Here is a 14220-nt window from a genome sequence, read left to right on the forward strand (position 1 = left end):
GCTTCACCCCGCTGCCGGGCCGACGTGGCCCTTGCGCAATGCTTCGATCACCGCTTCCTTCGGCCCGTCGGCGACGATGCGCCCGCCGTCGAGGACGATCAGCCGGTCGACCAGGGCGAGCATCGAGGTGCGGTGGGTGACCAGCAGTAGCGTCTTCCCCGCGCAGCACGCCTGCAGGCGCCGGCGCAGGGCTTCCTCGCTGCTGTTGTCCATGGCGCTGGTGGGCTCGTCGAGCACCAGGATCGGCGGGTCCAGCAGCAGCGCGCGGGCCATCAGCACGGCCTGGCGCTGGCCGCCGGAGAGCAGTTGGCCGCGCTCGCCCACCGGGCGGTCGAAGCCGGCCGGGTGCTGCCGGGCCAGTTCGTTGACGCCGGTCAGCTCGGCCACCTCCAGCATGCGCGCGTCGCCGACGTAGCGCGCGCCCAGGGTCAGGTTGTCGCGCAGGCTGCCGGCCAGCAGCGGCAGGTCGTGGGCCACGTAGCCCACCTGCTGGCGCAGGTCGGCCACGTCGATCTGCCGCAGGTCCAGGCCGTCGAGCAGGATCTGCCCCTCGTCCGGCTGGTAGAAGCCCAGCAGCAGGCGCGCCAGGGTGCTCTTGCCCGAGCCGCTGCGGCCGATCAGCCCGACCTTCTCGCCGGGGGCCAGGCGCAGGCCGATCTGGCTCAGCGCCGCGGCGTTCTGCTCGGGGTAGCGGAATTCCACCTGGCGCATCTCCAGCGCGCCGTGCAGCTGGGTGCGCTCCAGCGGGCGCTGGCTGGCCTGGCGCTCCTGGGGCAGGGCCATGAGCGCGTCGGTGCTCTTCATGGTCAGGCGCGCCTGCTGGTGGCGGGTGATCAGCCCGGCGATCTGCCCCAGCGGCGCCAGCACCCGGCTGTTGAGCATGTAGCAGGCGACCAGGGCGCCGACGCTGAGCTGGCCGTCGAGGATGGCGTAGACGCCGCAGATGATCAGGGCCATGCCGGCGAACTGCTGGACGAACAGGGTGCCGTTGGTGGCCAGGGTGGCGAGGAAGCGGGCGTGGTTGTCCAGGCGGGTGAGGGCGCCGTGGGTGGCTTCCCAGCGGTACTGCCGCTCGCTCTCGGCGCCGCACGCCTTGAGCGTTTCCAGGCCGCCGAGGGTTTCGATCAGCAGGGCCTGGCGCTCGGCGCCGAGGGTCAGGCTCTTCTGCACGGTGTCGCGCAGGCGCACCTGGATCAGGTAGGCGAAGCCGATGGTCAGCGGGAAGGCCAGCAGCGGCACCGCCACCAGCCAGCCGCCGAGCAGGCCGATGACCACGATCATCAGCAGCGAGAAGGGCAGGTCGATGAGGCTGGTGAGGGTCAGCGCGGTGAGGAATTCGCGCAGGCCCTGGAAGTCGTGGATGCTCTGGGCGAAGCCGCCGACCGTGGCCGGGCGGAATTTCATGGCCATGCCGGTGATGCGCTCGAACAGCGTGGCCGAGAGCACCACGTCGGTCTTCTTCCCGGCCATGTCCAGCAGGTGCGAGCGCAGCACCCGCAGCAGCAGCTCGAAGAGGGTGCCCAGCAGCAACCCGCTGGCCAGCACCCAGAGGGTGGAGATGGCCTGGTTGGGCACCACGCGGTCGTAGGTCTGCATGACGAACAGCGGCACCAGCATGCTCAGCAGGTTGATCAGCAGGCTCGCCACCAGGGCGTCAGTATAGAGCCAGCGCGACAGCTTGAGGGTGTCGCGGAACCAGGCCTCGACCCGCGGCACCAGCGGTTGGCGCGCCGCTTCCAGCTCGTGGCGCGGGCGGGCGAACAGGGCCAGGCCGCTGTACTGCGCGGCCAGCTCCTCGGTGCTCACCCACTGCTCGCCGCCCTCGGTCTCGCAGGGCAGGATCAGCGCCTGGCCGTCCGCGCCCCACTGGCGCAGCACCGCGCTGCGCCCGCCGTCGAGCAGCAGCAGCACCGGCAGGTTCAGCGCCGGTATGGCCTTCAGCTCGCGGCGCAGCAGGCGCCCCTGCAGGCCGGCGCGGGCCGCGGCGCGGGGCAACAGCTCGGCGTTCAGGCGTTGCTGCGGCAACGGCAGGCCGGCGCTCAGGCTGGTGCGGCTGACCGAGCAGCCGTGCAGGCGGCAGAGGATCAGCAGGCCGTCGAGCAGGGGGTCGTCGTGGCTCAGGCGGGGATCGTCCGCTGCGGGGTTGCCGCGCTCCTGGATGATCATGGTCACGCTACTTCTCCCGGGCTTCTGCGAGCCCCGTGCGGCCGCCGCGCCCCGCAAACGCCGCCGGCCGGTGGGACCGGCGTCGGGCGGCGGGGCGGGCAGGGCCTTATTTCATGTCGGGCAGGCGTGTCTCGGTCTTCACGTCGGACAGCGCCACGCCCTCATGGGGCGGCACGACGTTCTGCGAGCGCAGCAGGGCGCCCATGGCGGCCAGCACGCGGTAGCGCGAGTACTCCTCGGTGTAGCGCACCTGGGTGTAGCGGCGGTTGGCGGTGAAGAGTTCGTTCTCGCTGTCCAGCAGGTCGAGCAGCGTGCGCTGGCCGAGGGTGAACTGCTGCTGGTAGGCCTCGCGGACTTTGCGCGTGTAGTCGGCGTATTCGCGCGCCGGGCCGGTCTGCTTGGTGGCGTTCTCCATGGCGTCCCAGGCCAGCGAGAGGTTCTCGTTGAGCAGGCGCAGGGCGTTGTCGCGGATGTCCTTGGCTTCGTCGATCTGGTGCGAGGTGGCGCCGAGGCGGTTCTTGTCGCGCATGCCGTTGAACAGGTTGTAGCGCATCACCACCTGGGCTTCCCAGTCGTTGTAGTGGCCCACTTCGCCGTCGACGTTGTTGTTCGCCGCCTTCGACAGTTCCAGGTCGAAGCGCGGGTAGAAGGGCGACTTGGCCGCCTCGTACTGCTTCTCGGCGGCATTCACGTCGGCCTGGGCCGACTTGAGCAGCGGGTTGTTGCTCAGCACTTCCTGGCGCGCCTTGTTGATGTCGCCCGGCACCAGGGCCTTGATGGTGGAGGGCGTCTCCAACTCGTCGGGCTGCTTGCCCACGGCGCTGTAGAAGTTGGCCTCGGCGTCGCGCAGGTCGACTTCCTCGGTGTAGAGGTTGTTCTGCGCCAGGGCCAGGCGCGCGGTGGCCTGGTCGTTGTCGGCGGTGCTGCCGACGCCCTGCTGGCTGCGCATGCGGATCTGGTCGCCGATGCGCTGGTGGGCCTGCAGGTTGTTGCGCGCCAGGCTCACCATTTCGCGGTGCTGCAGCACGTTGAGGTAGACCTCGACGGTGCGCAGCGCGGCGTTCTCGGAGGTGCCCAGCACGCGGAACGCCTTGGAATTGACGTTGGCCTCGTTGCGCGCCACCTCGTTGGGCGTGGCGAAGCCGTCGAACAGCATCTGCTGCAGGCGGAGCTCGGCATCGCCGCGGTTGAGCGTTTCCTTGTTGTGGTTGCCTTCCTGACGGGTAGAGGGGCTATCGACGCCTTCGCGGCCGTAACCCAGCAGTAGATCGACGGTGGGCAGGTAGCCGCCGCGGGCGATCTTCAGTTCCTGGTCTGCGGTCAGCCGGCTGTTCATGCTCTGGCTGATCTCCGGGTGATATTGCAGGGTGCTCTGTATGGCTTGGGTCAGGCTCATCGCGTGGGCTTGAGCGCAGGTGGCCGCCAGAAATACACCGCTCCATAGCGTCGCGTTACGACTGCGCATGGCGTTCTCCTGGTGTTCTCGACTTCGATGCTCTTTCAATTCGCCAAAAACTTGGCTTTTTTCTGATATCAAGCGTTTCACGCCTGTAACATCAGAGCTAAGAACAACTTTTCGAGAACCTCAGAAGAATTTTTCACATCCCATATTCAGAAAAAATCTTATGACACCTATGAAAAGCGGCACATTGTAAAACTCGCAAACCCTGATTTTTCTTGGCTATGGGGACGAATAGGGCTTGCACATACAGCCATGTACGTTTCAGGCGGCTAGGGCGGGCGTTTCCGCGAAGTACCGAAGCAAGCGTGGTCAAAAAAATGGCGGATTCATCCGCTGGCTTTTTGATGCCAAAGCGCCTTCAGGCTTCTGCTTCCCTCTACGCATCACTGCGCGCCGGTGACGGCATGGCCAACTCGGAGGTCTTGGGTGCCGCCGGAGGCGGCGCCGGGCGGTGAGCGCGGAGGATGCAGTCATGGCCAGCTTGGTAGGTATCGTCAGCAAGGCGGTGGGCGAGGTCTTCGCCGTGGCCGCGGATGGTTCGCGTCGCGTCCTGCACCAGGGCGACAAGCTGTTCGTCGGCGAACAACTGGTGACCGGGCACGAAGGTGCCGTGGCCGTGGCGATCGCCGGCGGCGGCGAACTCACCCTGGGGCGCGACAGTTCGATGCCGATGAGCAATCAACTGGTCGCCGCCGCCCACCACCAGTACGCGGACAGCGCGCCGGCGCAGGCGCCGGTCGCGCCCAGCCAGCAGGACATCACCGACGTCAAGGCGCTGCAGGCGGCCATCGCCGCCGGGCAGGACCCGAGCCAGGTCGCCGAGGCCACCGCGGCCGGCCCGTCGTTCTCCGCCGGCGGCAACGCCAAGGCCGGCGGCGGGCACTCCTTCGTGCTGCTGACCGAGATCGGCGGCCACATCGATCCGGACATCGGCTTCCCCACCGGGCCCCTGGCCAGCGGCCCGCTGTTCCCGCGGCTGTTCGACGGCATACCCAGCCCCGAGCAGGCACAGGCGGCGCCCCCGCCCGAGCCGCCGAGCCCGCCCGCACCGCCGGCGCCGCCGGTGGACGGCGTACCCACGGCGGGCAATGCCAGCGCGGTTGTGGATGAAGACGGCCTGCCCGGCGGCATCCAGGGCAACGACGGCCTGCCCGGCGTCGGCGCCAGCGCTTCCGGCAGCCTCGGCTACGACTTCGGCGCCGACGGCCCCGGAACCTTCGCCTGGAGCACCACCGGCCTGCCGGCGCTGACCTCCGGCGGCGTGGCCCTGAGCTACAGCGTGAGCCCCGACGGCCACGTGCTGACGGCCTCGGCCAATGGCCAGACGGTGTTCACCCTGAGCCTCACCAACCTCGCCAACGGCACCTATGAACTGGTCCTGCAGCAGCCGCTGGACCACCCGCAGCACGGTGTCGAGGATGACATCGCCCTCAACGTCCCCTACACCCTGACCGACGGCAACGGCACCCCCGCCAGCGGCAACCTGGCCATCCTCATCAACGACGACAGCCCCACCGCCTCCCTGGCCCTGGACGGCGAGGCGCCGAGCCTGCTCAGCCATGACGAGGGCACCCGTGGCGGCGCTTCCGAGAGCGTCTCGGCGGACTTCGCCAGCGCCTTCAAGGCGACCCTGGCCTATGGCGCCGACGGCGCCGGCAGCGTGGCCTGGCACTACAGCCTGAACGTCACCAGCCAGGGCGAGGCCTCGGGCCTGAGCAGCGGCGGCCAGGGTATCCACCTTTACCTGATCGATGGCGTGGTGGTGGGTTCCACCGCCGCCAGCGCCGGCGCGGTCAGCAGCGCCAACACCGTCTTCTCGCTGGCGGTGGACGCCGCCAGCGGCAAGGTCACCCTGACCCAGTACGCCGCCATCGACCATGCCCTGCCGGGCGCCACCAGCGGCTTCGACAGCCAGCAGGTCTCCCTCGGCAGCGACCTGGTGCAACTGCAGGGCAGCGTCACCATCACCGACCGTGACGGCGACCCGGCCAGCGCCAGTCAGAACCTCGACCTGGGCGGCCGGATCGGCTTCGCCGACGACGGCCCGAGCATCGGCATCGGCGCCAGCGGCGCGCAACTCGGCAACCTGGTGACCCAGGATGCGGACACCATCGGCAGCAACTTCGACACTGCCACCACCAGCTTCGCCGCGGCCTTCGCCATCACTTCGCAGAACGCTGGCGCCGACGGCCCGGCCGCGGTGAGCTGGAGCTACGCGTTGAAACTGGACGTGGCCGAAGGCACCCAGTCAGGCCTGAACAGTGCAGGGCAGAAGATCTACCTGTACGAGCAGAACGGCCAGATCATCGGTAGCACTTCCGGCACCGAGGGCGGCGTCGATTCCAGCAATACCATCTTCAGCCTGAAGGTGGACGGCAGCGGCAATGTCACCCTGACGCAATACGCCGAGATCGACCACGCACTGCCGGGCGCAACCAGTAACTATGCCGCGCAGCAGGCCTTCCTCGGCACCGGCCTGGTGAGCCTGGACGCCACCGCGACCATCACCGACTACGACGGCGACAAGGCTTCGTCCAGCGCCAGCATCGACCTGGGCGGCAAGGTGGCCTTCGACGATGACGGCCCGAGCATCAGCGTCGGCCTGAGCGGCAATGCTCCGGTGCTGCTGCACACCCAGGACGCCGACACCATCGGCAGCAACTTCGACACTGCTACCACCAGCTTCGCCGCAGCCTTCGCCATCACTTCGCAGAGCGCTGGCGCCGATACGCCGGCTTCGGTGAGCTGGAGCTACGCGCTGAAACTGGACGTGGCCGAGGGCACTCAGTCGGGCCTGAACAGCGCCGGACAGAAGATTTATCTCTACGAGCAGAACGGCCAGATCATCGGCAGCACTTCCAGCACCGAAGCTGGCGTGGATTCCAGCAACACCATCTTCAACCTGAAGGTCGACGGCAGTGGCAACGTCACTCTGACGCAGTACGCCGAGATCGATCACGCATTGCCGGGCGCGACCGGTAACTACGCCGCGCAGCAGGCCTTCCTCGGTACCGGTCTGGTGAGCCTGGACGCCACCGCGACCATCACCGACTACGACGGCGACAAGGCCTCGTCCACGGCCTCCCTGGATTTGGGCAACAAGGTCGCCTTCGACGACGACGGCCCGAGCATCAGCGTGGGCCTGAGCGGCAACGCTCCGGTGCTGCTGCACACCCAGGACGCCGATACCATCGGCAGCAACTTCGACACTGCCACCACCAGCTTCGCCGCGGCCTTCGCCATCACCTCGCAGAGCGCCGGCGCCGACGGCCCGGCCACGGTGAGCTGGAGCTACGCGCTGAAGCTGGACGTGGCCGAAGGCACCCAGTCGGGCCTGAACAGCGCTGGGCAGAAGATTTATCTGTACGAGCAGAACGGCCAGATCATCGGCAGCACTTCCAGCACCGAAGCTGGCGTGGATTCCAGCAACACCATCTTCAACCTGAAGGTCGACGGCAGTGGCAACGTCACTCTGACGCAGTACGCCGAGATCGATCACGCATTGCCGGGCGCGACCGGTAACTACGCCGCGCAGCAGGCCTTCCTTGGTACCGGTCTGGTGAGCCTGGACGCCACCGCGACCATCACCGACTACGACGGCGACAAGGCCTCGTCCACGGCCTCCCTGGATTTGGGCAACAAGGTCGCCTTCGACGACGACGGCCCGAGCATCAGCGTGGGCCTGAGCGGCAACGCTCCGGTGCTGCTGCACACCCAGGACGCCGATACCATCGGCAGCAACTTCGACACTGCCACCACCAGCTTCGCCGCGGCCTTCGCCATCACCTCGCAGAGCGCCGGCGCCGACGGCCCGGCCACGGTGAGCTGGAGCTACGCGCTGAAGCTGGACGTGGCCGAAGGCACCCAGTCGGGCCTGAACAGCGCTGGGCAGAAGATTTATCTGTACGAGCAGAACGGCCAGATCATCGGCAGCACTTCCAGCACCGAGGGCGGTGTGGATTCCAGCAACACCATCTTTAGCCTCAAGGTCGACGGCAGCGGCAATGTCACCCTGACGCAATACGCCGAGATCGACCACGCGCTGCCGGGCGCGACCAGTAACTATGCCGCGCAGCAGGCCTTCCTCGGCACCGGGCTGGTGAGCCTGGATGCCACTGCGACTATCACCGACTACGACGGTGACAAGGCCTCGTCCAGCGCCAGCATCGACCTGGGCGGCAAGGTCGCCTTCGACGACGACGGCCCGAGCATCAGCGTGGGCCTCAGTGGCAACGCCCCGGTGCTGCTGCACACCCAGGATGCCGACACCATCGGCAGCAACTTCGACACTGCTACCACCAGCTTCGCCGCAGCCTTCGCCATCACTTCGCAGAGCGCTGGCGCCGATACGCCGGCTTCGGTGAGCTGGAGCTACGCGCTGAAACTGGACGTGGCCGAGGGCACTCAGTCGGGCCTGAACAGCGCCGGACAGAAGATTTATCTCTACGAGCAGAACGGCCAGATCATCGGCAGCACTTCCAGCACCGAAGCTGGCGTGGATTCCAGCAACACCATCTTCAACCTGAAGGTCGACGGCAGTGGCAACGTCACTCTGACGCAGTACGCCGAGATCGATCACGCATTGCCGGGCGCGACCGGTAACTACGCCGCGCAGCAGGCCTTCCTCGGTACCGGTCTGGTGAGCCTGGACGCCACCGCGACCATCACCGACTACGACGGCGACAAGGCCTCGTCCACGGCCTCCCTGGATTTGGGCAACAAGGTCGCCTTCGACGACGACGGCCCGAGCATCAGCGTGGGCCTGAGCGGCAACGCTCCGGTGCTGCTGCACACCCAGGACGCCGATACCATCGGCAGCAACTTCGACACTGCCACCACCAGCTTCGCCGCAGCCTTCGCCATCACATCGCAGAGCGCTGGTGCTGACACTCCGGCTTCGGTGAACTGGAGCTACGCGCTGAAGCTGGACGTGGCCGAAGGCACCCAATCGGGCCTGAACAGTGCGGGGCAGAAGATCTACCTGTACGAGCAGAACGGGCAGATCATCGGCAGCACCTCGAACACCGAAGGCGGGGTGAATGCCAGCAACACTATCTTCAACCTGAAGGTGGACGGCAGCGGCAATGTCACCCTGACGCAGTACGCCGAAATCGACCACGCGCTGCCGGGCGCCACCAGCAACTACGCCACCCAGCAGGCGCCCCTGGGCACCGGCCTGGTGAGCCTGCAGGCCACCGCCACCATCACCGACTACGATGGCGACAAGGCCAGCTCCACGGCTTCGCTGGACCTGGGCAACAAGGTGGCCTTCGCCGACGACGGCCCGAGCATCAGCGTCGGCCTGGGCGGCCAGTCCGCCGTCGTGCTGACCCAGGACGCCGACACCATAGGCGCCAACTCCGACACCGCCAGCGGCGACTTCACCGGCGCCTTCGTCATCACCTCGCAGAGTGCTGGCGCCGACGCCCCGGCCTCCGCCGTGAGCTGGAGCTACAGCCTCAAGCTGCTGGCCGGGCAGGGCGCCGACAGCGGGCTGAGCAGCGGCAACGCGACCATCCACCTGTACGACGTCGGCGGCAAGATCGTCGGCAGCACCGCCACCAGCCTGCAGGGCGTGACCACGGCCAACACTGTGTTCGACCTGCGCCTGGACGGCAACAGCGGCAAGGTGATCCTCACCCAGTACTCGGCCATCCAGCACGACGGGCCGGGGGCTTCCGGCAACTACGACAGCCAGGTGGCCTGGCTGAAGACCGGGCTGGTCGGCCTGGAGGGCACCGCCAGCATCACCGACTACGACGGCGACAAGGCCAGCAGCAGCCAGACCCTCGACCTGGGCAACAAGATCGGCTTCGCCGACGACGGCCCCACCGCGGTGGACGACCACCCGGCGTGCCTGCTGGTGCAGCCGCCGCCGGCGGTCAACCTGACGCTGGTGCTCGACGTCTCCGGCAGCATGCAGGGCAGCAAGCTGGCCCAGGCCAAGGCCGCGCTGATCAACATGCTGCACGAGTACGCCTCCATGGGCCTGCTGATCCAGGTCTCGCTGATCAGCTTCGCCACCTCGGCCAGCGCCGCCAGCCACTACAGCTTCGACGACGCCGGCGACAGCGGCTACACCAGCCTGGTGAACGCTATCAACGGCCTGCAGGCCGGCGGCAACACCAACTACGAGGCCGCCCTGAACCGCGCCCAGACCAGCATCAACGCCGACCTGAACGCGCCGGGGGCCGACCCCGCGGCGATCAACCGGGTGTACTTCATCTCCGATGGCGAGCCCACCACGGGTAGCACCAACTCTGCGCTGAACGCCTGGCAGAGCTTCCTCGCGGCGCACAACGGCAGCACCAACAACGTCGAGGCCTTCGCCGTCGGCGTCGGCACCTCCATCACCGACCAGGACCTGGTGCGGGTGGACAGCCACGGCACCCCGGTCATCGTCACCGACCCCAGCGACCTCAGCGCCACCCTGGTCAACCTCAGCCACCTCGACGCGGTCAGCGGCAACGTATTGGCCAATGACTTGCCGGTAAGCGCCGACGGCACCGTGCGCATCACCCAGGTGAGCATCGGCGGCGAGACCTTCGCGGTGGACGCCAACGGCCACCTCACCAACCTCAACCCCAGCGCCAGCCACGCCACCGGCAGCTACAACGCCAGCAGCGGCCTGCTGACCATCAGCACCGACAACGGCACCCTGACGCTGTACCTGAAGGATGGCGGCGGCCACCACGCCGGCGACTACACCTACGCGGTCAAGGCCAGCGTGAGCTTCCCGGAAAGCGGGCAGATCAGCGAGTCGTTCCAGTACACCATCGTCGATGGCGACGGCGACACCGCCTCGGCCAACCTCGACATCTGCGTGAAATACGGCGCGCCGATCCTGGTGGTGGGCAGCAATGCCAGCGATACCGACGGCTCGACGACGCCCCACATCGTGCCCAGCCCGCTCGGGCCGGACCACGGCACCATCGCCGGCAGCTTCGGCAACGACGTGCTGATCGGCGACGTGGGCGGCGTTTCCGTCACCACCACGCCCGGCAAGAACTACAACATCGCGCTGATCATCGACACCTCCGGCAGCATGGCCGACCCCTCCGGGACCGCCGGGCTCAGCCGCATGGCCCTGGCCAAGGCGGCGCTGATCAACCTGCTGAACCAGATCAAGGGCCACGACGGCACCATCAACCTGGCCCTGGTGTCCTTCGCCGACGGCTCGACGCTGACCCAGGTGCATGGCCTGAACAGCACCAACGTGGCCACCCTGATCAGCGCCATCAACAGCCTCAGCGCAGTGGGCGGGACCAACTACGAGGCGGCGCTGAAGTCCACCGTCGACTGGTTCAACGCCACGGTGGGCGGCGGCGCAAACGCCGCCCACGACTACATCAACCTGGCGTTCTTCCTCACCGACGGCAACCCGACCACCTACATCGGCGACACGAGCAACAGCGGCACCGTCACCAACTACCACGACATCAAGGACGCGCTGGACGTCGCCAACAACCTGCTCAACGGCGGCGGCCTGTTCAGCGGCAGCGACCATGTGTCGGTGAACGCCATCGGCATCGGCGACGGCATCAACAGCGGCATCCTGCAGTTCTTCGACAACACCAGCACCACGGGCACCGCCACCCTGCATTTCACCGGCAACACCCCGGACCTCACCGCCAACGTCGGCCAGCCGCAGATCATCAACACCGCCGAACAGCTGCAGACCGCGTTGCAGGAAGGCTTCAGCAACACCTCGCCGCAGGCGGTGGGCCACGACCATCTGGTGGGCGGCGACGGCAACGACATCCTCTTCGGCGACGTGATCAACACCGACGCCCTGAGCTGGACCGGGCACGCCGCCGGCACCCACAACGGCGCCGGCTACCAGGGCCTGGTGGACTACCTGACCGCCGCCAACGGCGGCGCCGCGCCGTCCCAGAGCCAGGTGACCAACTACATCGTCGCCCACGCCTATGAGCTCAACGTCGCCGGCGACACCCGCGGCGGCAACGACATCCTCGAAGGCGGCAAGGGCGACGACCTGCTGTTCGGCCAGGGCGGCAACGACACCCTGCTCGGCGGCGACGGCAACGACATCCTGTTCGGCGGCATGGGCGAAGACACCCTCACCGGCGGCGCCGGCGCCGACCAGTTCGTCTGGCAGAAGGGCGAGATCGGGCATGACGTGATCAAGGACTTCAACATCGGCGAGGGCGACTCGCTGAACCTGGCCGACCTGCTGCAGGGCGAGCACGCCACCGCCGATTCGCTGGCGCAGTACCTGACCTTCTCGGTCAACGCCACCACCTCGACCACCACCATCTCGGTGAACCCCACGGGCGCGACCGGGGGCGCGACGACCCAGAGCATCGACCTGGCCAACGTCGACCTGGTGGCCAAGTACACCGACCACCACGGCGGCGCCATCGTCTCCAGCGGCGACACCCATGCGGTGCTCAACGGCCTGCTGGCCGACCACGCGCTGAAGGTGGACACCGTCTGACCGCGCCGCAAGGGCGCCCGCGACCGCCGCCCTTGGGCGGCGGTCGCGTATCCGCTGGGGGATGGCAGCGCATATCCGGGATGAATGATCATCGCGCCCCGGCATTCGCTCGCCCTATGCTTGGCCGACTGCACCTCCCCAATCGAACAACAAGCAACGAGGTTTCCCATGCGTGAAGTGGTGATCGTCGACAGCGTCCGTACCGGCCTGGCCAAGTCCTTCCGCGGCAAGTTCAACATGACCCGGCCCGACGACATGGTGGCCCACTGCATCGACGCGCTGCTGGCGCGCAACGGCCTGGACCCGCTGCTGGTGGACGACTGCGTGGTCGGCGCCGGCTCCAACGAGGGCGCCCAGGGCCACAACATCGGCCGCAACGCCGCGGTGCTGTCGAAGCTGGGCATCCACGTCGCCGGCATGACCCTCAACCGCTACTGCTCCTCGGGCCTGCAGGCCATCGCCATCGCCGCCAACCAGGTGGCCTCCGGCTGCAGCGACATCCTGGTGGCCGGCGGCGTCGAGTCCATCACCCTGACGGCCAAGTCGCGCAACACCGACCACTTCGTCAACCCGCGCCTGGAAGCGGAATTCCCGGGGATCTACTACCCCATGGGGCAGACCGCTGAGATCGTCGCCCGCCGCTACAACGTCACCCGCGAGGAACAGGACCTCTACGCCCTGCAGAGCCAGCAGCGCACCGCCCGCGCCCAGGCCGAGGGCCTGTTCGACGACGAAATCGTGCCGATGAACGTGCGCTACGCCGTGGAAGACAAGGCCACCGGCGAGAAGAAGGTGGTCGAAGGCGTGGTCGACCGCGACGACTGCAACCGTCCGGACACCACCCTGGAAGGCCTCAACTCGCTGAAGCCGGTGTTCGCCGAAGACGGCTCGGTGACTGCCGGCAACGCCTCGCAGCTTTCCGATGGCGCCTCCATGACCCTGGTGATGAGCCTGGACAAGGCCCTGGAGCTGGGCCTCAAGCCCAAGGCCTTCTTCCGCGGCTTCACCGTGGCCGGCTGCGAGCCGGACGAGATGGGCATCGGCCCGGTGTTCTCGGTGCCCAAGCTGCTCAAGGCCCGCGGCCTGCAGATCGACGACATCGACCTGTGGGAGCTCAACGAAGCCTTCGCCTCGCAGTGCCTGTACGCGCGCAACCGCCTGGGCATCGACAACGAGAAGTACAACGTCAACGGCGGCTCCATCTCCATCGGCCACCCCTTCGGCATGACCGGCTCGCGCCAGGTCGGCCACCTGGTGCGCGAACTGCAGCGGCGCAACCTGCGCTACGGCATCGTGACCATGTGCGTGGGCGGCGGCATGGGTGCCACCGGCCTGTTCGAAGCGGTCCGCTGAGTCTGGCGGCCGTCCCCACGCAGGAGGGCCGATAGCGAAGCCCCGGCAGCGATGCCGGGGCTTTTTTCGTTGGGGGGGCTTTTCGTAGGAGCGAGGGGGGCGCCTAGCTCTTGCTCGCGAATGGTGTTCTGCCGGCCAGGTTCGGCGTGCGTCTTGAAGAGCGCCCTCTCCCTAACCCTCTCCCTGAAGGGAGAGGGGACCGTTCGGTGTGCTCGGGTGTTGCGGCGTTAGCCGGCTACCGCGAAGTTTCCGGCTGACGCCAAATCTTCTCTCGGCACGGACAAGCCCCCTCTCCCTTCAGGGAGAGGGTTGGGGAGAGGGAAGGGAGGTCAGTCGATGCACCAATACACCCGGGAAACTCTGTTCGCGAGCAAGCTCGCTCCTACGAAAAGAACCTGCCCCCGGAAGACCCCCAAAGAAAAACCCCGGCACCTGGCCGGGGTTCATGACCCGAACGACACCTACTGCGCCACCCGCGCATACAGCCCGGCGGCCTGCTGCATCCGGCTGATGTACTGCATCACCTCGCGCTCCGCATCGAAGCGGGTGAAGAACGGCCCTTCCAGCGTGCCTTCGCGGGTTGAGAAGAAATACTGGCCATTGACCGCGCTGATCCGGTCGCTCCGATAGTGGGTGCCCGGCTCGCCGTCAGTCACTCGTTTACCGAACATGAAGACACCTCCCACACCTTGCGGGTTAATGATTTCAGTGTAGTCAGGCCGGGCGGCGGCGGGGCGCAGGCGACGAATGGACGGCGGCGGGGGCCTTGGCGGCTATGCTC

At 67.5% G+C, this 14220-nt stretch carries 5 protein-coding genes; 2 read left to right on the top strand and 3 right to left on the bottom strand.

Annotation, left to right across the window (positions count from 1 at the left end; translation table 11 throughout):
* Positions 1–3: 3 nt before the first annotated feature.
* On the bottom strand, positions 4–2166 hold the full coding sequence (locus tag ACTWJ5_RS11650; RefSeq protein ID WP_444439577.1) for a type I secretion system permease/ATPase: 2163 nt from the start codon (positions 2164–2166) through the stop codon (positions 4–6).
* 106 nt (positions 2167–2272) lie between these two features.
* Positions 2273–3631, bottom strand: a complete 1359-nt coding sequence (locus ACTWJ5_RS11655; protein WP_444438618.1) for a TolC family outer membrane protein — start codon at positions 3629–3631, stop codon at positions 2273–2275.
* Between the two features lie 469 nt (positions 3632–4100).
* Between ACTWJ5_RS11655 and ACTWJ5_RS11660 the strand changes: the two genes are divergently transcribed.
* Both ACTWJ5_RS11660 and ACTWJ5_RS11665 read left to right on the top strand, forming a co-directional pair.
* Positions 4101–12086: a retention module-containing protein gene (locus tag ACTWJ5_RS11660; RefSeq protein WP_444438620.1), complete on the top strand. Its 7986-nt coding sequence runs from the start codon at positions 4101–4103 to the stop codon at positions 12084–12086.
* A 168-nt stretch (positions 12087–12254) separates the two neighbouring features.
* Positions 12255–13439 (top strand): thiolase family protein, encoded by a 1185-nt coding sequence (locus ACTWJ5_RS11665; RefSeq protein WP_058070283.1) that lies wholly within the window; start codon positions 12255–12257, stop codon positions 13437–13439.
* A 461-nt stretch (positions 13440–13900) separates the two neighbouring features.
* Here the strand turns inward: ACTWJ5_RS11665 and ACTWJ5_RS11670 are convergent, their stop codons facing one another.
* The gene (locus ACTWJ5_RS11670; protein WP_009618794.1) at positions 13901–14110 is read right to left on the bottom strand and encodes a DUF6316 family protein; all 210 of its coding nucleotides are present in this window, start codon (positions 14108–14110) and stop codon (positions 13901–13903) included.
* Positions 14111–14220 lie beyond the last annotated feature (110 nt).

The organism is Pseudomonas sp. A6 (assembly GCF_052367875.1).
Lineage (GTDB): Bacteria > Pseudomonadota > Gammaproteobacteria > Pseudomonadales > Pseudomonadaceae > Pseudomonas > Pseudomonas citronellolis.

Coding starts and splice junctions, on each gene's coding strand:
- ACTWJ5_RS11650 (WP_444439577.1), bottom strand. CDS start 2,166: ATGATCATCCAGGAGCGCGGCAACCCCGCAGCGGACGATCCCCGCCTG.
- ACTWJ5_RS11655 (WP_444438618.1), bottom strand. CDS start 3,631: ATGCGCAGTCGTAACGCGACGCTATGGAGCGGTGTATTTCTGGCGGCC.
- ACTWJ5_RS11660 (WP_444438620.1), top strand. CDS start 4,101: ATGGCCAGCTTGGTAGGTATCGTCAGCAAGGCGGTGGGCGAGGTCTTC.
- ACTWJ5_RS11665 (WP_058070283.1), top strand. CDS start 12,255: ATGCGTGAAGTGGTGATCGTCGACAGCGTCCGTACCGGCCTGGCCAAG.
- ACTWJ5_RS11670 (WP_009618794.1), bottom strand. CDS start 14,110: ATGTTCGGTAAACGAGTGACTGACGGCGAGCCGGGCACCCACTATCGG.